This is a genomic window from Mesorhizobium sp. BR1-1-4 (assembly GCF_020165375.1).
In the GTDB taxonomy this organism is placed as follows: Bacteria; Pseudomonadota; Alphaproteobacteria; order Rhizobiales; family Rhizobiaceae; genus Mesorhizobium; species Mesorhizobium australicum.
In genome coordinates this window covers 1-23,265 of record NZ_JAIUIB010000010.1, presented here as the reverse complement: position 1 = coordinate 23,265, position 23,265 = coordinate 1, and the positions used below count along the sequence as shown (strand labels likewise).

Annotated in this window: 19 protein-coding genes; 17 read left to right on the top strand and 2 right to left on the bottom strand. The window is 63.7% G+C overall.

Going from position 1 to position 23,265, the window contains the following annotated elements; translation table 11 throughout:
• Positions 1 to 62: 62 nt before the first annotated feature.
• Both xylA and LB571_RS21415 read left to right on the top strand, forming a co-directional pair.
• Positions 63 to 1,388 (top strand): xylose isomerase, encoded by a 1,326-nt coding sequence (gene xylA / locus LB571_RS21420; protein ID WP_224597755.1) that lies wholly within the window; start codon positions 63 to 65, stop codon positions 1,386 to 1,388.
• Between the two features lie 199 nt (positions 1,389 to 1,587).
• Positions 1,588 to 1,797, top strand: a complete 210-nt coding sequence (locus LB571_RS21415) for a hypothetical protein (protein WP_015314600.1) — start codon at positions 1,588 to 1,590, stop codon at positions 1,795 to 1,797.
• An 11-nt stretch (positions 1,798 to 1,808) separates the two neighbouring features.
• Here LB571_RS21415 and LB571_RS21410 read toward each other — a convergent pair whose 3' ends face one another.
• Complete coding sequence (locus LB571_RS21410) at positions 1,809 to 2,786, bottom strand: GlxA family transcriptional regulator (protein WP_224597752.1); 978 nt, start codon at positions 2,784 to 2,786, stop codon at positions 1,809 to 1,811.
• A 79-nt stretch (positions 2,787 to 2,865) separates the two neighbouring features.
• Here LB571_RS21410 and LB571_RS21405 point away from each other — a divergent pair, with 79 nt between their 5' ends.
• The 7 genes from LB571_RS21405 (at position 2,866) to LB571_RS21375 (ending at position 10,709) form a co-directional block, all read left to right on the top strand.
• A complete protein-coding gene (locus LB571_RS21405; protein WP_140875929.1) occupies positions 2,866 to 3,783 on the top strand; it encodes a 3-keto-5-aminohexanoate cleavage protein in 918 nt (305 codons plus the stop codon).
• Positions 3,784 to 3,805: 22 nt separating this feature from the next.
• Positions 3,806 to 4,435 carry an HD domain-containing protein gene (locus tag LB571_RS21400; protein ID WP_140660233.1) on the top strand — a complete coding sequence of 210 codons (630 nt, stop codon included), beginning with the start codon at positions 3,806 to 3,808 and terminating at the stop codon, positions 4,433 to 4,435.
• Positions 4,432 to 5,526 (top strand): carnitine 3-dehydrogenase, encoded by a 1,095-nt coding sequence (locus tag LB571_RS21395; protein ID WP_140660234.1) that lies wholly within the window; start codon positions 4,432 to 4,434, stop codon positions 5,524 to 5,526. The genes LB571_RS21400 and LB571_RS21395 overlap by 4 nt, the downstream gene beginning before the upstream one ends.
• 4 nt (positions 5,527 to 5,530) lie before the next feature.
• The gene (locus tag LB571_RS21390; RefSeq protein WP_023772121.1) at positions 5,531 to 6,694 is read left to right on the top strand and encodes an acyl-CoA dehydrogenase family protein; all 1,164 of its coding nucleotides are present in this window, start codon (positions 5,531 to 5,533) and stop codon (positions 6,692 to 6,694) included.
• Positions 6,695 to 6,697: 3 nt separating this feature from the next.
• Complete coding sequence (locus LB571_RS21385; protein ID WP_224597750.1) at positions 6,698 to 8,776, top strand: acetate--CoA ligase family protein; 2,079 nt, start codon at positions 6,698 to 6,700, stop codon at positions 8,774 to 8,776.
• Positions 8,769 to 9,551 (top strand): carnitinyl-CoA dehydratase, encoded by a 783-nt coding sequence (locus LB571_RS21380; RefSeq protein WP_140620564.1) that lies wholly within the window; start codon positions 8,769 to 8,771, stop codon positions 9,549 to 9,551. The genes LB571_RS21385 and LB571_RS21380 overlap by 8 nt, the downstream gene beginning before the upstream one ends.
• Before the next feature lie 216 nt (positions 9,552 to 9,767).
• Entirely contained in the window at positions 9,768 to 10,709 is a 942-nt protein-coding gene (locus LB571_RS21375; protein ID WP_224597749.1) for an alpha/beta hydrolase, read from the top strand.
• Between the two features lie 18 nt (positions 10,710 to 10,727).
• On the opposite strand, the gene LB571_RS21370 is transcribed toward LB571_RS21375, so the two are convergent.
• On the bottom strand, positions 10,728 to 11,429 hold the full coding sequence (locus LB571_RS21370) for a GntR family transcriptional regulator (RefSeq protein WP_181173986.1): 702 nt from the start codon (positions 11,427 to 11,429) through the stop codon (positions 10,728 to 10,730).
• Between the two features lie 216 nt (positions 11,430 to 11,645).
• Between LB571_RS21370 and LB571_RS21365 the strand changes: the two genes are divergently transcribed.
• From LB571_RS21365 to LB571_RS21330, 8 genes are all read left to right on the top strand, one after another.
• Complete coding sequence (locus LB571_RS21365; protein ID WP_224597746.1) at positions 11,646 to 12,686, top strand: ABC transporter substrate-binding protein; 1,041 nt, start codon at positions 11,646 to 11,648, stop codon at positions 12,684 to 12,686.
• A 74-nt stretch (positions 12,687 to 12,760) separates the two neighbouring features.
• Entirely contained in the window at positions 12,761 to 13,846 is a 1,086-nt protein-coding gene (locus LB571_RS21360; RefSeq protein ID WP_224597743.1) for an ABC transporter ATP-binding protein, read from the top strand.
• Positions 13,843 to 14,769, top strand: a complete 927-nt coding sequence (locus LB571_RS21355) for an ABC transporter permease (RefSeq protein WP_015314612.1) — start codon at positions 13,843 to 13,845, stop codon at positions 14,767 to 14,769. The genes LB571_RS21360 and LB571_RS21355 overlap by 4 nt, the downstream gene beginning before the upstream one ends.
• Positions 14,766 to 15,566, top strand: a complete 801-nt coding sequence (locus tag LB571_RS21350) for an ABC transporter permease (protein ID WP_224597740.1) — start codon at positions 14,766 to 14,768, stop codon at positions 15,564 to 15,566. Before LB571_RS21355 ends, LB571_RS21350 begins: the two co-directional genes overlap by 4 nt.
• Positions 15,567 to 15,631: 65 nt before the next feature.
• Positions 15,632 to 17,218, top strand: a complete 1,587-nt coding sequence (ggt, locus tag LB571_RS21345; protein ID WP_224597737.1) for a gamma-glutamyltransferase — start codon at positions 15,632 to 15,634, stop codon at positions 17,216 to 17,218.
• Between the two features lie 260 nt (positions 17,219 to 17,478).
• Entirely contained in the window at positions 17,479 to 18,999 is a 1,521-nt protein-coding gene (locus LB571_RS21340; RefSeq protein WP_224598092.1) for an acyl--CoA ligase, read from the top strand.
• A gap of 2 nt (positions 19,000 to 19,001) precedes the next feature.
• Positions 19,002 to 19,982 carry a 2-dehydropantoate 2-reductase gene (locus LB571_RS21335; protein WP_224597733.1) on the top strand — a complete coding sequence of 327 codons (981 nt, stop codon included), beginning with the start codon at positions 19,002 to 19,004 and terminating at the stop codon, positions 19,980 to 19,982.
• 630 nt (positions 19,983 to 20,612) lie between these two features.
• On the top strand, positions 20,613 to 23,189 hold the full coding sequence (locus tag LB571_RS21330; RefSeq protein ID WP_224597731.1) for a toll/interleukin-1 receptor domain-containing protein: 2,577 nt from the start codon (positions 20,613 to 20,615) through the stop codon (positions 23,187 to 23,189).
• Positions 23,190 to 23,265 lie beyond the last annotated feature (76 nt).

The window sequence follows — 23,265 nt, the reverse complement described above, 5'->3', positions numbered from 1 at the left end:
CGGCGTGAAACCAATTACGCCTGAGGTAATCGGGCAAACCTATCTTGGAGAGGAAGAGAACCATGAGCAGCGGCTTTTTCGGCGATATCCAGACAATCAAATATGAAGGACCGGATTCGACCAATCCGCTGGCCTACCGTTTCTACAATCCCGACGAAGTGGTGGCCGGCAAGCGGCTGGAAGACCATCTGCGCTTTGCCGTCGCCTACTGGCATTCCTTCGCCTGGCCGGGCGGCGACCCGTTCGGCGGCCAGACCTTCGACCGTCCCTGGTTCCCCAAGGCCGGCGGGATCGACACGATGGAACTGGCGAAACTCAAAGCCGATGTCGCCTTCGAGATGTTCTCGCTGCTCGGCGCTCCCTATTTCTGCTTCCACGACGCCGATGTGCGGCCCGAGGGCAAGGATTTCTCCGAAAGTGCGGCCCGCCTCGATGAGATCGCCGATTATTTCGCCGGCAAGATGAAGCAGACCGGCGTCAAGCTTTTGTGGGGCACGGCGAACCTGTTCTCAAACCGCCGCTTCATGTCGGGCGCGGCGACCAATCCCGATCCGGATGTGTTCGCCTACGCGGCCGCGACGGTGAAGAGCTGCATCGACGTCACCAAGCGGCTGAAGGGCGAGAACTACGTGCTGTGGGGCGGGCGCGAGGGTTATGAGACGTTGCTCAACACCGACCTTTCCCGCGAGCAGGAGCAGGCCGGCCGTTTCCTGAACCTCGTCGTCGACTACAAGCACAAGATCGGCTTCAAGGGCACGATCCTGATCGAGCCGAAGCCGCAGGAGCCGACAAAACACCAGTATGACTACGACGTCGCGACCGTATACGGCTTCCTCAAGCGCTTCGGCCTGGAGAAGGAGGTCAAGCTCAACATCGAGCAGGGCCACGCCATCCTGGCCGGCCACTCCTTCGAGCACGAACTGGCGCTGGCCAATGCGCTCGGCGTCTTCGGCTCGATCGACATGAACCGCAACGACTACCAGTCGGGCTGGGACACCGACCAGTTCCCCAACAACGTGCCGGAAATGGCGCTGGCATATTACCAGGTGCTCCAGGCCGGCGGTTTTAAGACCGGCGGCACCAATTTCGACGCCAAGCTGCGCCGCCAGTCGCTCGACCCGCAGGACCTGCTGATCGGCCATATCGGCGGCATGGATTCCTGCGCGCGCGGCCTCAAGGCGGCAGCGAAGATGGTAGAGGACAAGGCGCTGTCGGGTCCGCTCGCCGAGCGCTATGCCGGCTGGAACAGCGCCGAGGCCAAGGCGATGCTGTCGGGCAAGCGGACGCTGGAAGAGATCGCCGAGCGCGTGGTGAAGAAGAAGATCGAGCCGCAGCCGCGCTCCGGCCGCCAGGAACTGCTCGAAAACATCGTCAACCGCTACGTCTGACGCTGCCTGACCGTCGGCAATCCAAGCCGGCGATTCGAAAGCTTGGCGCGCGGAAACTTTCTGCGCGCCATGCTGAAATCGACGACAAGGTTTTGCCCCTTGCCGCCTCTCAATGACCTCGCTCTTGCCTTCAAACTGCCGTCACGAATCTCGTATAGATACGGCTCGTGGCGGGAGAGGAAGAAGGAGGCGAACCGATATGCAGAACGAACGTGAAATCGACGCCCTGCTCTCACCTGGCGAGGCCGGATCGATCATCGACCGGTTGATGGCAATGCCGCATCCCAGGGATGGCGCGCGCCGGTCCAACGAATGGGATCGTGCTGTTGCCAGCCGTTTCGAGACCCATCTGGCCAGACAGATGCGCTCGCAGATCGATGGCGGCAGCGACCGGCAAAACGCCGCCTGAGCCGCCTGGATTCAACCTCGGCGAAGCCTGACAGGGGCTTCGCCAAAAGCCCTTGAAAATGCTCTCGAAAAGGCCGCGGCAGACGAGAACCCCGTCCGCCCGGCGATGTCCGCCATGGCGATCCGGGTGTCGACAACGAGCCGGCGCGCGGCGCCCAGGCGCAGCCTGAGATAGTAGGCGCCCGGCGTCTCGCCGATCGACTTGCGAAAGATGCTTTCCAGGGTGCGCGCCGTCACCCCGGCGCGCCTGGCCACCGCGTCGATGGTCAGCGGCTGGTCGACATGCGCTTCCATCAAGCGGATCGCTTGCGCCAGCCGCGGATCGTAGCCGTCGAGCCGGCCGAGCGAGACCAGCGGCTGGGCATCGGTCGCGGCACGCGCCTGGTCGTAGATGAAGACGCTGGCGACATCGAGCGCCACCGCCATGCCGAGTCGCGTGCGAATCAAGTGCAGCATCAGGTCGAAGGTCGGCGAGGCGCCGCCCGAGGTGAACACCGGCCCATCGATTACATAGCGGTCCGGCCGGACATCGACGCCGGGAAAAGCCGACGAAAAATCCTCCATGTCTTCCCAATGGGTGGTTGCGCTGCGGCCCTCCAGCAGGCCGGCGCGCGCCACCAGCCAGGTGCCGGCCTCGACGCCGCCGCACGCGCGGGCCGCCCGCGCCGCCCTCCGCAAGCCTGAAAGCAGAGCCGACGTCGCGTAATTCTGGGTGCCGAAACCGGCGACGACGACGAGAACGTCGGTCGTCTCCTTGGCGTCGAAACGGCCGCTGACCGCCACCGGCAGGCCGCAGGTGGTAACCGGCGCCTCGCCTGTCACCGAGACCAGCTTGAAATCGAACAGGGTTTCGCCGGAAATGCGATTGGCGGCCCGCAGCGGGTCGACGGCGGAGGCGACGCACATGATCGAGGAGCCGGAAAACACCAGGAGCGTTACCTTGAGGGTCTCACGTTCGGCGCGAAAGACAGATTTTTCGCTTTTGATCATGTGGCCTTCGTAAAACGCAAAGCAGCTTTGATCAAGTCGAGCGATGGTAGGGACTGTTTCGAATGGGAGGAGAGTTTCGATGCCGCTCGCGATGAACCGTGAGGTCTTCATTACCTGTGCCGTGACCGGGTCCGGCGGCTCGCAGGATCGCTCACCCCACGTACCGCGCTCGCCCAAGCAGATCGCCGATTCGGCCATCGACGCGGCCAAGGCCGGCGCTGCCATCGTCCATTGCCATGTGCGCGACCCCGAAACCGGCAAGCCCAGGCGCGACGTGCATCTCTACCGCGAGGTGACCGAGCGCATCCGCGCGGCGGATGTCGACGTCATCCTGAACCTCACCGCCGGCATGGGCGGCGACATGGTGTTCGGCTCGCCCGAGGCGCCGCTGCCGCTCAACGAAAAGGGCACCGACATGGGCGGCGCCACCAACCGCATGGAACATGTGCGCCAGTGCCTGCCGGAAATCTGCACGCTCGACTGCGGCACCATGAATTTCGCCGAGGCCGACTATGTCATGACCAACACGCCCGGCATGCTGCGCGCCATGGGCGGCATGATGACGGCGCTCGGCGTCAAGCCCGAGATCGAGGCCTTCGACACCGGACATCTCTGGTTCGCCAAGCAACTGGTCGAGGAAAGGGTGCTCGATCCGGACGCGCTGGTGCAGCTCTGCATGGGCGTGCCGTGGGGGGCGCCCGACGATCTCAATACCTTCATGGCGATGGTCAACAACGTGCCGTCGACATGGAACTGGTCGGCTTTCGCCATCGGCCGCAACCAGATGGCCTACGCCGCTGCCGCCGTGCTCGCCGGCGGCAACGTCCGCGTCGGCCTCGAGGACAATCTGTGGCTGGACAAGGGCGTGCTGGCGACCAATGCGCAATTGGTCGAGCGTGCCGCCTCGATCGTCACCAATCTCGGCGCCCGGATCCTGGGGCCGGAAGAAGTGCGCAAGAAGCTCAACCTGACCAAGCGAGCGCCGATCGCGGCATAAATTATTCGCAGGGAGGGTCGATATGGCTACTGTAAAATTCACCGCCATGAAGGATGGCGACAGGCAAGACTACGAGTTCCTGACCGCGCACGAGATTGACTACGCGGCCAGGACCGGCGAGCGGCTGCTGGACGCGCTGGTGCAGCTCGACGAAGGCCTGTCCGGCTACAAGATCACCCGGCTGGGTCATTCGCTGCAGGCGGCGACGCGGGCCTGGCGCGACGGCGCCGACACCGACTGGATCGCCTGCGCCGTGCTGCACGACATCGGCGACATCTACGCGCCCTACAATCACGACGAATACGCCGCTTCGATCCTGAAACCTTTCGTGCGCGAGCAATGCACCTGGGTGGTGGAAAAGCATGGCGACTTCCAGCGCCTCTATTACGCCCACCATCTCGGCGGCGATCGCCATGCGCGCGACCGTTTCGCCGGCCATGCCTATTTCGACGATTGCGACCAGTTTTGCGAACGCTGGGACCAGTCGAGCTTCGACCCTGACTATGAGACGCTACCGATCGACTTCTTCCGGCCGTTCGTGCTCGAAGTCTTCGCCCGCAAAGCCTACGACCCCTCGGTCATCCGCGCCGGCGAGCGCGTGCCTCTCACCGATCCCGAAACCGCCAGGACAAGAACCGGAGCCTCTCAATGAGCATCATCAACAAGGCGGCCGCCATCGGCGGCGGGGTCATCGGCGCCGGCTGGGTGGCGCGGCTCCTGCTCAACGGCATCGACGTGTCGATCTTCGATCCCGATCCCGAAGCTTCGCGCAAGGTCTCGGAAGTGATGAAGGGCGCGCGCCGCGCCTACAAGCAGATGGTGCCCGGCGGCCTGCCGAAAGAGGGCAAGCTGACCTTCGCCAAGACGATCGCGGAGGCGGTCGCGGATGCCGACTTCGTCCAGGAAAGCGTGCCGGAACGGCTCGACCTCAAGCACAAGGTGCTGGCCGAGATCGACACCCACGCGCCGGCCAACGCCATCGTCGGTTCGTCCACCTCGGGCATCAAGCCGACCGACATGCAGGTGGCGATGAAGAAGCACCCGGAACGGCTGGTCGTCGGCCATCCGTTCAATCCGGTCTATCTGCTGCCGCTGGTCGAGATCGTCGGCGGCGACCAGACTTTCCCGGAAGCCATCGAAGTCGCCAAGGAAATCTATGCCTCGATCGGCATGAAGCCGGTCGTCATCCGCAAGGAGATCGAGGCTTTCGTCGGCGACCGCCTGCTCGAAGCCGCCTGGCGCGAGGCGCTGTGGCTGATCAAGGACGGCATCTGCACGGTCGAGGAACTCGACGACATCATGCGCTACGGCTTCGGCCTGCGCTGGGCGCAGATGGGCATGTTCCAGGTCTATCGCGTTGCCGGCGGCGAGGCCGGCATGCGCCACTTCATGGCGCAGTTCGGGCCCTGCCTGAAATGGCCGTGGACCAAGCTGATGGACGTGCCGGAGTTCAACGATGAGCTGGTCGACCTGATCGCCACCCAGTCTGACGACCAGGCGCACGGCCTGTCGATCCGCGAACTGGAAAAGATCCGCGACGACAATCTGGTCGCGATCATGGATGCGCTGTCGAAGCAGAACAAGGGCAAGGGCTGGGGCGCCGGCGCGCTGCACAAGGATTACACAAGACAGCTCGCCAAGCTGGCGGCGAAGAAGCCCGTGGCCTCAAAGGCAGCGGAAAGGGCCAGGGCCGCCAAGCCAGTGAAGAAAGCCGAAAAGCCGAAGAAAAAGAAGAAGGGCTGACACCATGGATTTCGGTCTTTCGGAAGAGCAGAAACTCATTGTCGAGACGACGCGCGCCTTCGTCGAGAACGAGCTTTATCCGCACGAGCGCGAGGTCGAGCGCACTGGCGTGCTGCGCCGCGAGCTGATCGAGGAGATCAAGGCGAAGGCGATCGAGGCGGGCCTCTATGCCGCCAACATGCCTGCCGATGTCGGCGGCGCGGGGCTCGATACGGTGACCTGGCTGCTCTACGAGAAGGAACTCGGCCGCGCCAATTACGCGCTGCACTGGACCTGCGTGGCGCGCCCTTCCAACATCCTGCTCGCCGGCACGCCGGAGCAGCGCGAAAAGTATCTTTTCCCCTGCATCCGCGGCGAGAAATGGGACTGCCTGGCGATGACCGAGCCGGGCGCCGGCTCCGACCTGCGCGGCATGAAGGCGACCGCCGTGCAGGATGGCGACGACTGGGTGCTGAACGGCACCAAGCATTTTATCTCCCACGCCGATCTCGCCGATTTCGCCATCGTCTTCATGGCCTCGGGCGAAGAGGATTCACCGCGCGGAAAGCGCAAGAAGATCACCGCCTTCTTCGTCGACAAGGGCACCAAGGGATTCACGGTGCGCGACGGCTATCGCAACGTCTCGCATCGCGGCTACACCAACGCCATTCTCGAATTCGACGACTGCCGGCTGCCGGCATCCCAGGTTCTGGGCGAGGTGCACAAGGGCTTCGACGTCGCCAATTCCTGGCTCGGCGCCACGCGCCTGCAGGTCGGCGCCACCTGCCTCGGCCGTGCCGAGCGGGCGCTTGGGCATGCGGTCGAATATGCCGCGCAGCGCCAGCAGTTCGGCCAGCAGATCGGCAAATTCCAGGGCGTGTCGTTCAAGCTCGCCGACATGGCGACGGAACTCAAGGCCGCCGACCTGATGGTGTTCGAAGCCGGCTGGAAGTACGATCAGGGAACCGTCACCGACCAGGACATGGCCATGGCCAAGCTGAAGGCCACCGAAATGCTCGCCTTCGTTGCCGACGAGGCCATCCAGATCCATGGTGGCATGGGGCTGATGGATGACCTGCCGCTGGAGCGCATCTGGCGCGACGCCCGCGTCGAACGCATCTGGGAAGGCACGTCGGAGATTCAGCGACATATTATTTCGCGGGCGCTGCTGCGCCCGTTCGGGGCTTGATCGATGCATAAACTTGAACGCCTCCTGCGCCCCAAATCGATCGCCGTGTTCGGCGGCGTGCAGGCCGCCGCCGTCGTCGCGCAATCGATCAAGATGGGCTTTGCCGGCGAGATCTGGCCGGTGCACCCAACCAAGGACGAAGTTGCCGGACGCAAGGCCTACCGATCCGTCGCCGATTTGCCCGGCGCGCCGGACGCGGCCTTTGTCGGCGTCAACCGGCACCTCACCATCGAGGTGATCAAGGCGCTGGCCGAACGCGGCGCCGGCGGCGCCGTCTGCTTTGCCGCCGGCTTCCTCGAGACCGAGGCCTATGACGAGGACGGCGAGCGGCTGCAGGCCGAACTGGTGGCCGCCGCCGGCCAGATGCCGATCATCGGACCGAACTGCTACGGCCTGATCAACTATGCCGACGGCGCGCTTTTGTGGCCAGACCAGCATGGCGGCATCAGGTTGGAAGAGGGCGGCAAGGGTGTCGCCATCATCACCCAATCGTCCAACATCGCCATCAACATGACGATGCAGAAGCGCGGCCTACCGATCGCCTTCCTGATGACCGCAGGCAATCAGGCGCAGACCGGCCTGTCCGAAATGGCGCTCGGCCTGATCGAGGACGAGCGCGTCACCTCGCTTGGCCTGCACATCGAGGCGTTCGATTCGGTAGCCGGCTTCGAGCGCTTGGCGGCAAGGGCACGTGAGCTCAAGAAGCCGATCATCGCCATGAAGGTCGGCCGCTCCGAACAGGCGCGGCAGGCAACCGTCTCGCACACCGCTTCGCTTGCCGGCTCGGACGCTGCTTCCGGCGCCTTCCTGAAGCGGCTTGGCATCGCTCGCGTCGATTCCATCCCCTCCTTCATCGAGGCGCTGAAGCTGCTGCACATCACCGGCCCGCTGCCTGGATATACCTTGTCGTCGCTGAGTTGTTCGGGCGGCGAGGCATCGGTCATGGCCGACAGCGCCGAAGGCCGATGGGTCAACTTCCCGGTCCTGAACGACACCCATCGCGCCCATGTCAAATCGACGCTCGGGCCGCTGGTCGCGGTGGCCAATCCCCTGGACTATCACACCTTCATCTGGAACAACGAGCCGGCGATGACCGCCACCTTCACCGCCATGGTGTCGGGCGGCTTCGACCTCAACATGCTGGTGCTCGACTTCCCGCGTCCCGATCGCTGCTCGGTGACCGACTGGTGGGCGACGCTGCGCGCTTTCGAATCGGCGCTGAAGACCAACAAGGCGCATGGCGCCATCGTCTCCTCGCTGCCGGAGAACCTGCCGGAGGAATACACCGCCGAGCTGATGGCGCGCGGCATGGTGCCGCTGTTCGGCATTTCCGAAGCGATGGATGCGGCCCAAGCCGCGGCCTTCATCGGCTGGGCCTGGCGCGAGCCGCAGGCGCAGCCGGTGGATACATCGGCGTCGGGCGCGGCCGGTGGCGATCATGTTACGCCCGACGAGGCGCAAGCCAAGGCGCGGCTGATCAAGGCCGGGCTTCCAGTGCCAAAAGGCGAACGCGCCGGCAATGCGGTCGAAGCGGTGATCTCGTCCATGGCGCTCGGCTTCCCCGTCGCCCTGAAGGCCCTTGGCGTCACCCACAAGTCCGAGGTCGGCGCCGTCAGGCTGAACCTCAAGGACGCCGAATCGGTCAGCACCGCGGCGCATGACCTGTTGCCGCTCGGCACCGGGCTCTATGTCGAGCGCATGGTGCGCGACGGCGTCGCCGAACTGATCGTCGGCTTCACCCGCGACCCGATGTTCGGCGCCGTGATGACACTGGGCACTGGCGGCGTGCTGGTCGAATTGCTGCGCGACAGCGTCACGCTGATGCTGCCGGCAACGCGCGACGACATCGAGGCCGCACTGCGCGGCCTGAAACTGTTCCCGCTGCTCCAGGGCTATCGCGGCCGGCCGAAGGCCGACGTCCAGGCCGCCATCGACGCCATCGCGGGCATTGCCGGTTTCGTGCAGGAGAATGCCGGCGAGATCGAGGAACTCGACATCAATCCACTGATCGTCTGCTCCGAGGGCAAGGGCGCCTGGATCGCCGATGCATTGCTGGTACTGGGAGAAAACAAGAATGTCTGACGTCATTTCGACCCGCCGCGAAGGCTTGATCCTCGAGGTCACGCTCGACCGCCCCAAGGCCAATGCCATCGACCTGAAAACATCGCGGCTGATGGGCGAAACCTTCAAGGCGTTCCGCGACGATCCCGACCTGCGCGTCGCCATCGTCAAGACCGCCGGCGACAAGTTCTTCAGCGCCGGCTGGGACCTCAAGGCCGCCGCGAGCGGCGACGCGGTGGACGGCGACTATGGCGTCGGCGGTTTCGCCGGGCTGCAGGAATTGCGCGACCTGAACAAGCCGGTCATCGCCTGCGTCAACGGCATGGCGGTGGGCGGCGGCTTCGAGCTGGCGCTGTCCTGCGACCTCATCTACGCCTCCGACCACTCCTCCTTCGCGCTGCCCGAAATCCGCGCCGGCACGCTGGCCGACGCGGCGACGATCAAGCTGCCGAAGCGCATCCCCTATCATGTCGCCATGGACCTTTTGCTCACCGGCCGCTGGATGGATGTCGCCGAGGCGCATCGCTGGGGCCTGGTCAACGAGGTGCTGCCCAAGGAGAAGCTCGAGGACCGCGTCTGGGAGATCGCCCGGCTGCTCGCCAGCGGCCCGCCGCTGGTGTTCGCAGCGATCAAGGAGACCGCGCGGGTGGCGGAATCGCTGACCTTCCAGGAGGCGATGAACAAGGTGACGCGCCGGCAGCTGCCGACGGTCGATGCGCTGTACGGGTCGGAGGACGGCATGGAGGGTTTCCGCGCGTTTGCGGAGAAGCGGGAGCCGGTTTGGAAGGGGAGATAGCTCGCCGACGATGATGTTCCGTCACACCCCCCTCTGGCCTGCCGGCCATCTCCCCCGCAAGGGGGGAGATCGGCAGCTTCGCCTGCGGTGCTTTTGTCGCGGTGCTGGCGATTGGCGAAAGCGGAAACGCCATCCGATCTCCCCCCTTGCGGGGGAGATGTCCGGCAGGACAGAGGGGGGTGCCTGGGCTCGATCTTCGAAGTCGGTCCAAGCAGCATGACCGACTACATCAAACTCATCGACACCGAGACCTGGGCCTTCATCGAGCGGACGAATTCCTATTATCCGCCCGACACGATCGATTACACGATCGCGCAGCAGCGCGAGATCTACGATCGCATGTGCCGTGAGTTCTTTGCCGGCTATCCCGAGGGGGTGACTGCGGAGACCACCGCTATTGCCGGGCCGGCATGCGATATCCCGATCCGCATCTACCGCAACGCAAAGCCGGACCGTGCCGCCATGGTGCTCTACCTCCATGGCGGGGGGTTCATCCTCGGCGGGCTGGACAGCCATGACGACGTCTGCGCCGAGCTTTGCGGCCGCACCGGTTATGAGGTGGTCTCGGTCGACTACCGGCTGGCGCCGGAGCATCTGCATCCGGCCGCTTTCGACGATGCGATGAGCGCCTTCGAATGGGCCGCCGGGACCTACGACCGCCCGGTCTTGCTGTGCGGTGACAGCGCCGGCGGCAATCTTTGCGCCGCCGTTGCGCACGCGACACGTGGCCACGCGAAAAAGCCGATCGGCCAGGTGCTGATCTATCCCGGCCTCGGCGGCGATCGCGCGCGCGGCTCCTATGTGACGCATGCCGAGGCGCCGATGCTGACGGTACGCGACCTTGAATTCTACAAGAACATCCGTACCGGCGGCGTGGACCAGACCGGTGACATCACGCTGTATCCGCTGGCCGATGCCGATTTCGCCAATCTGCCGCAGACCATGCTGATCACCGCCCAGTGCGACCCGCTGTCATCCGATGGCGAGGCTTATCGCGATCGCATCGTCGCGGCAGGCGGGCGCGCCACCTGGTTCGAGGAGCCCGGCCTGGTGCACGGCTATCTCAGGGCTCGGCATACCGTTGGCCGCGCCCGCGCGAGCTTCACCCGGATCGTCGACGCGGTGGCCACGCTCGGAAAGGGCGGCTTAACCTGGTAGGACGAATGGCTGCCCCGCTCAGGACGCCTTGGCCAGGAAGCTCTGATAATCAGATTTCGCCTGCAGCAGGCGCAGCACGTTCTCGCGCGAACCGCGCACATGCGCGCGGGCCAGCGCGCCGGCGCGGCTGATATCATTTGCGCAGATCGCCTCGACGATCTCGGCGTGTTCGTCGCGGGCGATCTTCCATTCATCGAGCCACAAGAGTTCGGTCCAGACATAATGCTGGCACTTGTCGAGGATGCCGCACAGCATGCCATGCAGCATGACATTGCCGCTGATCTCGGCAATGACGCGGTGGAGATCGATGCCGACCTCCAGCTCCTGGAATTTTTCCCGCGTCGTGCGGTCGGGAATGGCGGCCAGCCGCTCGCATTCGGCCAGCATGGCGCGCAGCCGCGCCTTGTCCTTCTCGGTCGCAGCGGCCGCCGCCAGTTCGGTCGCGTGACCGTCGAGCAGTTCGCGGATGGCGAAGGCCTCGCGGAACATGTTGATGTCGAACTCGGTGACGGCATAGCCCTGGCGCGGCCGGCCGGTGACCAGCCCGTCGCGCTCCAGGCGATTGAAGGCTTCGCGCACGGGGGTGCGGCTGACATTGAGTTTCGCCGCGATGTCGCTTTCGGTGACGCGTGAACCCGGCGGAATCTGGCCGGTCACGATCATCGCCTTGAGCGCGGAATAGACCGAGTCGCGCAGCGTGTTTTTTGGTTCCTTGGCCAAGGTCCGTTTCCAGTTCTCCGGCCGCTTTAGCCGGACATCGCCTCGTTTGTAGTCGCAGTCGGCGTAATTTGCCACGCCCCCGCGGCGCCGTCCCCACCGTCCAACCGATCGCGCCCGCCGCAGTTGACAACACCGATCTCTCGGCTACATTCTAAATTGTATACAAAATCGCATGCCAAATCAAAAACAAACGGGAACACCGGTCGGAGAACCGAAATGAACAGGACCACCAGCTTTAGAACTCTAGCGACAGCCGGGCTCATTGCCTCCGTGGCAGTGCCCGCCGTCGCCGCCGACACGATCACCGTCGCCTCATGGGGCGGCACCTATCAGGAGGCGCAGACCAAGGCCTTCTTCAAGCCGACCGCCGATGCGCTCGGCATCACCATCAAGGAAGACACGACCAACGGCCTCGATGACGTACGCCTGCAGGTGACCGGCAATGCGGTGAAATGGGACATCACCGAACTCGGCGCCGACGAATGCGCGCGCGGCTCGAAGGAAGGGCTGTTCGAAAAGCTGGATTACGGCATCATCGACAAGAGCGGCATCAACCCCAAGCTGGTGCATGACGACTGGGTCGGCATTTCCTACACGTCCGTCGTGCTGATCTACCGGACCGACGTCTTCGGCGACAAGGGCCCGAAGACATGGGCCGACTTCTGGAACGTGGAAAAGTTTCCGGGACGGCGTGCGCTGAGCAGCAGCCAGGCGACGGAGACGCTGAGCGTCGCAGCACTTGCCTCCGGCCTGCCGATCGACAAGGTCTATCCCGTCGACATCGACGGCGCGCTGAAATCGGTCGACAAGATCCGTGGCCATGTCGACGCCTGGTGGACCTCCGGCGCCCAGGCCATGCAACTGGTGAAGGATGGCGAAGTCGACATGGCGAGCATCTGGAACGGCCGCGCCGGCACTTTGAAGAAGGAGGGCGCGCCGGTCAGCTTCTCCTTCGACCAGGGCGTGCTCACCGCCGATTGCATGGTCATCCCCAAGGGCGCCAAGAACAAGGACGCGGCGATGAAGGCGCTGGCCATGTTCGTCAGCCCGCAATTGCAGGCCAACCTGCCGCTCTATGTCGACAATGGACCGGTGAACGAGAAGGCCTTCGAGACCGGCAAGATCCCGCCGGAGCGGATCAAGGACATCAATTCGGCGCCCGAAAACGTCAAGAAGCAGGTATCGCAGGATGCCGCGTTCTGGCGCGACAACCTCGTCGAGGCGACGGAAAAGTTCAACAACCTGATCCAGCAATAGGCCGGAATCCTGACATTGCGGGACGGCAGCAGCGCCGCCCCGCTCCTTCAGTCTCTGCCTCGGAGATAACGATCTTGTCCATTGCACCATCCGCGCTGCCGATCGGCATGCGCGCGATCGAGAAACGATTTGGCAGCGTGCCGGTGCTGCGCGACCTGAACCTCGATGTCGAGGCCGGCGAGTTCCTGACGCTGCTTGGGCCTTCGGGCTCGGGGAAGACGACGCTGCTGATGATCCTGGCCGGTTTCGTGCGAGCCAATGGCGGATCGATCAAGGTCGGCGGCGACGAGATCATCACCACGCCGCCGCACCGGCGCAATATCGGCATGGTGTTCCAGAACTATGCGCTGTTTCCGCATATGAACGTCTTCCACAACATCGCCTTTCCGCTGAAGCAGCGCGGCGTCGGCGTGACAGAGACGGCGCAGCGGGTGGAGAAGGCGCTGGAGCTGGTGAAGCTGCAGGGCCTGGGCGAGCGCCGGGTGGACCAGCTTTCCGGCGGCCAGCGCCAGCGCGTGGCCCTGGCGCGCGCCATCGTCTTCGAGCCGCGCATCGTCTTGATGGACGAACCGCTGTCGGCGCTCGACAAGGGTTTGCGCGAGCATATGCAGATCGAATTGCGTGCGCTTCATCGCCGTCTCGGCATGACGACGGTCTATGTCACGCACGACCAGCGCGAAGCCATCACCATGTCGGACCGTATCGCGGTGATGAATGGCGGCCGCATCGAACAGCTCGACAGGCCCGAAACGCTTTATGCCGCGCCGAAGACGCAATTCGTAGCCGGCTTCATCGGCGAATCGAACTTCATCCCGGTCGAAAGCCGCAATGGCTCGGTCTGGTATGAGGACAGGCTGATCCAGACCGGCGCACCGACGCCGCCGGCCGGTCCGCATCTGATGGTGGTGCGGCCGGAGAAGCTGCGGCTGGTCACGGCATCCGACCCGTCGACCGGCGTCAATGTGCTCGATGCGACGGTCAGCGACATCATCTACCAGGGCGACAGTTTCGTCTGCTATGCCAGCCTGCGCGACGGCCGCCAGCTGACGCTGCGCGACTATTGCCGCAGCGATGTGCTGGCAAGGCTGCCGGCGCCCGGCCAGCCGATCACGCTCGGCCTCGATGCCAAGGACACGATCCTGGTGGCGGCCGAGGGATGAGCGCGCAGTCCGCCTTCCTGACGGAGACCGCCAGTCCGGCGGGGCAGGACCTGAACGCGCAGGCCCTGCGCGCCGATGCGCGGCGCGAGTCATTGCGGCTGCTGGCGCTGCTGGCGCCGAGCCTGTTCCTTGTCTGCGCGATCATCATCGTGCCGATCGGCTGGCTGTTCTGGCTGTCGCTGTTCGACGAGACCGGCGCCTTGAGCGCCGCCAACTATGCGCGTTTCTTCGAGCAGGCCTCCTACATCAGGACCTTCATCACCACCTTCGAGGTCGCCTTCATCGTCACCGGCGCCTGCGTGCTAACAGGCTATCCCCTGGCCTACATGTTGTCGCAGCTGCCGCGCCGGGCCGCATCGATCTGCCTGATCTTCGTCATCCTGCCGTTCTGGACATCGGTGCTGGTGCGCACCTATGCCTGGCTGGTGATCCTGCAGCGGAAGGGCCTGATCAACAGCTGGCTGATCGATCTCGGCGTGATCAGCCAGCCGCTGTCGCTGGCCAACAATTTTTCGGGCGTCGTCATCGGCATGACGCATATATTGCTGCCGTTTCTGGTTTTGCCGCTCTATGCCTCGATGAAGACGATCGACACCGACTGCCTGCGCGCCGGCATGAACCTCGGCGCCGGCCCGGCCGCCACCTTCCGGCAGATCTTCTTTCCGCTGTCGGTGCCGGGCCTCGCCTCGGGCGTGGTCATCGTCTTCGTGCTGTGCCTCGGTTTCTTCGTGACGCCGGCGCTGATGGGTGGCGGCAAGGTGGTGATGTGGGCGATGCGCATGGAACAGACCACCAGCCTCTATTCCAACTGGGGCGCCGGTGCGGCGCTCGGCGTGGTGCTGCTGGTGGTCACGCTGGCGCTTCTCGGCCTGTTCCAGTGGCTGCTCGGCGCGCGCGCCACCGGCGTATGGAGTTCGCGATGAGTGGAGATATCGGATTGCCGATCTCGCACCGGCAACGGCTGTGGCTCTACGCCTTCGGCGGCCTCGTGCTGTTGTTCCTGATCGCGCCGTCGGTCATCATCGTCATCATGTCGTTCTCGGATTCGACGCTGCTGCAGTTCCCGCCGCGGCAATGGTCGCTGCGCTGGTATGAAAGCTATTTCCAGTCGCTGGAATGGCGCGACGCCACCATCGTGTCGATGAAGGTCGCGGTCATGACCGCGCTGGTGGCGACGCCGCTCGGCACTGCCGCCGCCTATGCTATCAACCGGGGCACGCTGCGCTTCAACGGCACCATCAACGCGCTGCTGACGGCGTCGCTGATCATCCCGGTGATCCTGGTCGGCATCGGCACCTTCTTCCTCTATGCGCGCATCGGCCTCAACAACACGCTGATCGGCCTGGTCATCGCGCATACGGTGCAGGCGCTGCCGCTGGTGGTGCTGACGGTGCTGTCGGGCCTGCGCTCCTACGACATGAACCAGGAGCGGGTGGCGCGCAGCCTGGGTGCGGGGCGCATCGCCGCCTTCTGGCAAGTGACGATGCCGCAGATCCGCTTCTCGATCGTCTCGGGTGCGCTGTTTGCCTTCATCACCTCCTTCGACGAAGTTGTCGTCTCGCTGTTCATCTCGGGCGGGGAGACCACGACACTGACACGCCGCATGTTCAACGCGCTGCGCGACCAGATCGACCCGACCATCGCCGCCATCTCGACCTGCCTGATCGCGCTGTCTGTCCTGCTGTTATCGCTGGCGCAGATCTTCGGCCGCCGGCATTGATTTCATCGGACCCATTCGCTTCAAGTGCCCATTTTCTTCAAGACACCGGGGGATACCCAGACCAGATGCGTGATTTCCAGTTTCCCGGCCGCTCGCCGGTTCGTGCCACGGAAGCGATTGCCGCGACATCGCATCCGCTCTCGACGCTTGCGGCCATCGAGATACTGCGCGCCGGCGGCAATGCCATGGATGCCGCCATCTGCGCCGCCGCCGTGCAGGGCGTGGTCGAGCCGCAATCGACGGGGATAGGCGGCGATTGCTTTGTCCTCTACTGCCCCAAGGGGCAAAGCGAAGTGCTGGCTTTCAACGGCTCGGGGCGTGCGCCGGCGGCCGCGACCGTCGACTGGTATCGCGACAAGGGTTTTAGCGAGCTTCCCAAACAGGGGCCGCATGCGGTGACCGTGCCGGGCGCCATCGACGCCTGGTGCCGGCTGCTGGAGGACCATGGCAGCAAGAGCCTGGCCGAGGTGCTGGCGCCGGCGATCCACTACGCCGAGAACGGCTATGTCGTGCACGACCGCGTCGCCTTCGACTGGGCCGAACCCGAAACCGATCTTTCCGCCGACGAGCATGCCGCGCGCATCTTCCTGCCGGGCGGCATGGCGCCGAAGGCCGGCGACGTGCACAAGCAGCCCGCGTTGGCCGCCACTCTCCGGGTGATCGCCAAACAGGGCCGCGCCGGGTTCTACGAAGGCGCGGTCGCCGACGACATGGTGCGCCGGCTCAAGGAGCTGGGCGGGCTGCACACGGCGGACGATTTCGCCGCGACCAGGGGCGACTATGTGGCGCCGGTGAGCGTCAGCTATGGCGGCCACGAGATCCACCAGATGCCGCCGAACAACCAGGGGCTGACGGCGCTTTTGATGCTGAACGTGCTGTCGGGCTTCAAGCTCGGTGGGCTCGACCCTAACGGCGCCGAGCGCCTGCACCTGGAGATCGAGGCCGGGCGGCTGGCCTATCGCGACCGCGACCGTTTCGTCGGCGACCAGGACCATGTCCGGGTGCCGGTGAGGCAGCTTCTCTCGGCCGCCTATGCCGACCGGCTGCGCGCCGAGATCGACCGCGAGCGCGCCATGACCCATTTGCCCGACGTGCAGCTGCCGGGCAGCGACACGGTCTATATCTCGATCGTCGACCGCGACCGCAACGCGGTCTCCTTCATCAACTCGACCTATTATTCGTTCGGCAGCGGCGTCGTCGGTCCCAAGACCGGCGTCGTGCTGCAGAACCGCGGCTCGAGCTTCCGCCTCGATCCGGCCCACCCCAACGCCATCGCGCCCAGCAAGCGGCCGATGCACACGATCATGCCCGGCATGGCGACCAAAAACGGCCGCGTGGTGATGCCGTTCGGCGTCATGGGCGGCGGCTACCAGCCCTTCGGCCATGTCCATCTTCTGACCAACATGATCGATTTCGGCATGGACCCGCAGCAAGCGCTCGACGCGCCGCGCGTGTTCTACAATGACGGTATGGTGGAGGCGGAGCGCAACGTGCCCGCCGAGGCGGTCGAAGGCCTGCGGCGACGCGGCCACGCCATCACCGAGCCGCACCATCCGCTCGGCGGCGGCCAGGCGGTGCTGATCGACTGGGAAAAGGGAACGCTGACGGGGGCATCCGATCCGCGCAAGGACGGGATGGCGCTGGGGTATTGAGGGGATGGGCAGGGCAACTACCGGGCGCTGGCGCTGCCCCTCACCTGCCTGCCGGCATCCTCTCCCCGTATAGTGACGGGGAGAGGGGACACTGTCATCGACAGTTTCGCCAATCGCCCACGCTGAACAGGCGCCGAGACCGAAACTGCCCCTTTCTCCCCGTCCCTATACGGGGAGAAATGCCCGGCAGGGCAATGAGGGGCGGCGCTGACATCAGATGGACTTTCGCAAGCCATAGTCTTGAAACATAGCTGGTGACCATGACCCAAATCCACACAGACCTTTCCCACCGCCTCGTCGCCGGCGCCGACGACGCGTCGGCGATCCTGGCGCCCGACAGGCCGACGCTGACCCATGGCGGACTACGCGCGCTGATCGCCACCACGGCCACCCAGCTCCACGCGCTGGGCATCGGCCGGGGTGACCGGGTGGCGATTGTGCTGCCCAACGGGCCGGAGATGGCGACGGCCTTCATCGCTGTCGCCGCCACAGCCTCGACGGCGCCGCTCAACCCCGCCTACCGGGCGGACGAGCTCGATTTCTACCTGACCGACATCGGCGCCAAGGCGATCCTGGTCGCCGAGACCGAGACTGGCCCTGCCGTGACTGTGGCCGAGCGCCTCGGCATTGGCGTGCTGCGGCTCATCGCGCCGCCGGACGCGCCGGCCGGCAGCTTCACCATCGAAGGCGCGGCGGTCGGACCGCAAGCGGCTCCCGCCATGGCTGGAGATGATGACATCGCGCTTTTGCTGCACACCTCCGGCACGACGTCGCGGCCCAAGCTGGTGCCGCTCAGCCATGCCAATGTCGCGGCCTCCGCCCGCCATATCGGCGCGACGCTCGGCCTGACGGCTAGCGATCGCTGCCTCAACATCATGCCGCTGTTCCATATCCATGGGCTGATCGCGGCGGTGCTGTCGTCGCTGGCATCGGGCGGCAGCATCTACTGCACGCCAGGCTTCAACGCGCTGCGCTTCTTCCAGTGGCTGAGTGACGCCAGGCCGAGCTGGTACACGGCCGTGCCGACCATGCACCAGGCGATCCTGGCGCGCGCGGCGCGTAACCCGGAAGCATTGGCGGCGGCGCGCCTGCGTTTCATCCGCTCGTCCTCGGCCTCGCTGCCGGCGCAGGTGATGGCCGAGCTCGAGGCGACTTTCGGCTGCCCGGTCATCGAAGCCTATGGGATGACCGAGGCCGCGCACCAGATGGCGTCGAACCGGCTGCCGCCCGGCCTGCGCAAGCCGGGCAGCGTCGGTGCCGCCGGCGGACCCGAAGTCGCCGTGATGGCGCCGGACGGCCGGCTAATGCAGGCCGGCGAAACGGGCGAGATCGTCATTCGCGGCCCCAATGTCACCTCAGGTTACGAGAAGAACCCGGACGCCAACGCCACGGCCTTCGCGCATGGCTGGTTCCACACCGGCGACCAGGGCGTGCTCGACGATGGCGGCTATCTCAGGGTCACCGGCCGGCTGAAGGAGATCATAAATCGCGGCGGCGAGAAGATCTCGCCGCTCGAGGTCGACAATGTGCTGATGGATCATCCGGCGGTGGCGCAGGTCGTCACCTTCGCCATGCCGCATGACAAGCTCGGCGAGGAGGTGGCGGCGGCCGTGGTGCTGCGCGAAGGCATGAGCGCCAGCGAGGGCGATATCCGCGCCCACGCGGCGATGCGGCTCGCCGACTTCAAGGTGCCGCGCAAGGTGCTGATCCTGGAGGAGATCCCCAAAGGCGCGACCGGCAAGCTGCAGCGCATCGGGCTCGCCGCCAAGCTCGGGCTCTGATCATGAAGATCACCATCTTCGGCGCCGGCGCCATCGGCGGCTATCTCGCGGCCAAGCTGGCGATTGCCGGCCGCACCGAGCTGTCGATCGTCGCCCGCGGCGCGCATCTCGACGCGATCAAGGCCAATGGCCTGCGCCTGATCGAGGACGGACACGAAACGACCGCCCCGGCCAGGGCCACCGCCAAGGCGGAAGAGCTTGGCGAACAGGATTATGTCGTGCTGGCGCTGAAGGCGCATTCCGTCGCGCCCGCGCTCGACCAGATCGCCCCGCTGCTTGGGGACCACACATCGGTCGTCACCATGCAGAACGGCGTTCCCTGGTGGTATTTCCATAAAACCGGCGGCGCGCTCGAAGGCACAAGGCTGCAGCAGGTCGATCCCGGCGGCACGATCTGGAACCGGCTCGGCCCGCGGCGCGTCATCGGCTCGGTGGTCTACCCCGCCGTCGAGGTCGATGCGCCCGACCTGATCCGCCATGTCGAAGGAAAACGCTTCTCGCTCGGCGAACCCTCGGGCGAGAAGAGCGAACGGGTCACGCTCCTGGCCGGGGAGATGGTCAAGGCCGGCCTGCAGGCGCCGGTGCGCGAGGACATACGCGCAGAGATATGGATAAAATTGTGGGGCAATCTCTCCTTCAACCCGATCTCGGCGCTGACCGGCTCGACGCTTGCCGCGATCGTCGCCGACGAGGGCACCCGCATGCTCGCCCGCGCCATGATGCTGGAAGCGCAGGCGATCGGCGAAAGCCTCGGCGTGCGCTTCCCCATAGACGTCGACCGCCGCATCAAGGGCGCCGGCGACGTCGGCGAGCACAAGACCTCGATGTTGCAGGACCTGGAACGCGGCAGGCCCATGGAGATCGACGCGCTGGTAGGCGCCGTGCAGGAGCTTGGGCGACTGACGGGCAAGCCGACGCCGGCGATCAATGGGGTGCTGGCGTTGGTGAAGAGGCTGGCGGTGGAGCGGGGGTGTTATGGGTGAGGGGGTGTGGGCATCGGTTAGTTGCTGCGGCCCGAATGACCGAGTGAGACGCCTAAACTCTACCGTGGACGGCCGCTTTGCGCCTGAAGTCGACGTTGAGACGGTCCGGCCGTTTCCCTGAAATCGGACATCGAGTGTGCCGCAGTGGGTTTCTGTAGTGATCCAACCGTTACCACAGTACCCGCCGACGCCCTTGTGAATCATGAACGAGCGTACCTGTTCAAGCGATCCCAGGATCTCTGTCCGCCCGATCAATCTTCATCGGGGATCGGTTATCCGCAGCGAAACGGATGACCGATCCACGTGATGGGCTTATTGTGTCGCAAGATCGGACTTTGGGGACGGGGATCTGTCAGTCATCTATCAGGCATCAGGAAAACAAAGCGGACGGAGAACGTCCCTTTTTGAAGCTGAGGTTTCGTTCGATCAGTTATTTCGGAACGCGGTGATGAGGATGGCCGACGCCTAATGGGTGACCGTGTCAAAGATCGTTGGACACGTGTCTCGCTTAGCTTTACCCGTTTGGAGCATTTCGACCTAGTTATCCAGTACTGTCTAGGTCGAAGATCCGATACATCTCGCGTTTGGGGGAGGCCTCACGACCGAGTTTGCCAGCAAAAGGATACTGTTATGAAGCTGCCTACCGTGTTTCTATCACTGCACGGAAGCGACGAGCGCATGGTGGAGCAAGTTCATAACCTCCTCCCAGACGGGCTGGCCTACTTCTACCCAGTGAGTTTCAAGAATGGCGAAAACTTGGTTTCGGCCATGGAGGAGCGAACCGCTGAATCCAGCATGTTCGTATTCTTTGTCTCGAAGAAGTCGCTGAAATCTTGTTGGGTTGATTTTGAGATCGATCGGACAAAAATAGCTAAAATCAAAAAGCCCCAAACCCGGTTTTTGGTGATCTTTCTCGACCGAGATCTGAACCACAGAGACCTGCCTTCCTGGATGCAGGAGTACTGGGTGGGTAGTATAGGGACTGGTGCTCGTGACATTGCACGGTATATTCGGCGCGCTCTGATTTCCGGACCGCTAGCCGAGCTACCCGGCAGTCAGGTTTACGGCCGCGGCGGGCTCATCGACCAAGCACGGGCAGACATCGCGCGTATCATCGTTGCCACCGAAAACACCCCTAACATCACCATTTTCGCGGGCAACGGGGGGATTGGGCGCCGAACTTTTGCTAGAAAGTTTCTCGTTGAAACTTATCCTGCGTCGCCTACTTTGAGCTTCGGACCCGAACTCCCCCTTCCACAGTTCGCTGATCTTGTGGATATATATCGAGCACTTCGGCAAGAGTTGGAAAACGGTGTATCCCACGCCGAACTGGAAAAGGATGTGACCGGGTTCGCCGCTGCGCCCATTGCCGACCAAGCCGAGGAGGTGGCGGTTAAGCTTTCGCACTTTGGGAGTCTTGGGCAAGCCGTTACTTTGATAACCGGAAACGGAATTTATGAGGATCGTGGGTATCTTAAGGCTTGGGCGCCTGTTCTATTTCGGCGTCTGGAGCAGGAGTCTACGAAGCTAGTGGTGGTAACCAATAGGCTCGTCCACGACAATGAGGCTCGTAACCACCCGAACTTATATCAGCTTCAAGTGCCCCCGATCTCGGACACGGATACTAAGACCTTGATGGTAGGTTCTGCGACCGCCCTCGGAGCAAAGCCCGATTTGCCGAGCGCCGAAGTCATACGCTCTATTGGCGGCCATCCCGGTATTGCGAAATCCACTGCAGCGTTGATCGCTAGGAAAGGTGTCGCGGTTATCGACAACGACCCTTCCGACCTGTTTGCCCTTCAAGAGGATGTTCTGAGCGAGAGCCTGAACTTTGAAAATTTGGACGATCTGCAGAAAGACACACTATCTGTCCTAAGCTGGGTCCCGCAATTACAAGGCGACCTTCTCAAGGAAATACTTCTGCTTCGGCACAACATAGCAGGAAAGGCTTTCGCTGAGACCCTGTCCGAACTCATTCTGGCCTGCTTGGTCGAGGTCACCGGATCTAACTATGCAATCTCGTCACCTGTCCGGGCGCTCTTCAGGCGACTACATGGATACGGATCAAAGGACCTTATGACGGCCTTTTCAAGCACGCTAAAAAGAACTTGGGAGAGCGCTAAAACGAGAGAAGAGATCAGTCTGGAGCTCGTCGACGCGCTCGCCTATATGGCCGCCATTGAGGGCGGCACCCTGCCGACAGAGTTCAGGTCGATAATACTTCCGTCAACACTGCAAGAAATAATAAGAGATACCTACGATCGCAATCACGACAACCCGGAAGCACTGCGCCAGGTCGTGTCCTGGGGGTTGCCGGCCATGCATATGGGCATGGACGAGACAACGAGAGAAGAGATACTATCTTATGTGGTTCGCGCCCAGACACGGCTGTCCGATGCAGTGGGCGCTGAAAAGCTTCTGAATTTTTTGGACAGCAAAGGTTATCGGGCTCGTTTCTATTTGCGAGCATTCTACCTGCGCATTCACAAAGCGGATACTCGCGGAGCGATCCCCCTCCTCTTAGAAGCACGTAAGGTGCGCAAGTATATGCACCGGGTGGTCGGTGAACTGGCTTCGTGCTTTCAGCATCTTGGCATGTGGACGGAACTCCACAGGCTAGTGCAGGAAGAGGCGCGACATATTGGTCGCAACCCTGTCTTGCTGAACGTCCGTATCGGGATGTTGATTGCCCAAGGTTCGTTTCAGGAGGCGGAGAAGGAGATCCGGACGCTCTCCTCATTGCCGTGGCAAGAGGCAACTGTCGACCTACGCAACGCAACCATCATGATGAGACGAGATCAGGACTATGCCGGCGCGCAAGCTCTCTTGACCCAGCGCTTGCAGCAAGGTGCGGGTTCGTCCCCCCTCATCGTACGCCGGTTGCGCGCTATCGCGGCTGCTGGTGCCAATGACGTTCATACCGCCCGTGCCGACAGTGACTTTCTCCAGGCTCACGATAAGCGCTTCAAACCGCATAACATCGAGGCCAGAATCATGCTGAATCAAAGGGACTTTGATGGCGCTTTGCGCGAACTTTCCAAGGCAGGGACCGCAACCGTGCAAGACGAGTTGTTGCGAGCTCGTATTCTGGAAGCGAAGTCGCTGAATCCGTCGACACTGTTCACCTCACGGGAGGAACTGCGCCAAGAGGCTCTTCAAATCCGCGCGCGATACAGGATGCTCGACGAGTTCGAGCTTGACGGTTAGGTGCACTTTACTTTTCCGCCGATGGCGTAACCCGGTGTCGGTGCAAAAAATATCCTCAGTCACCCCTTCCCCACCC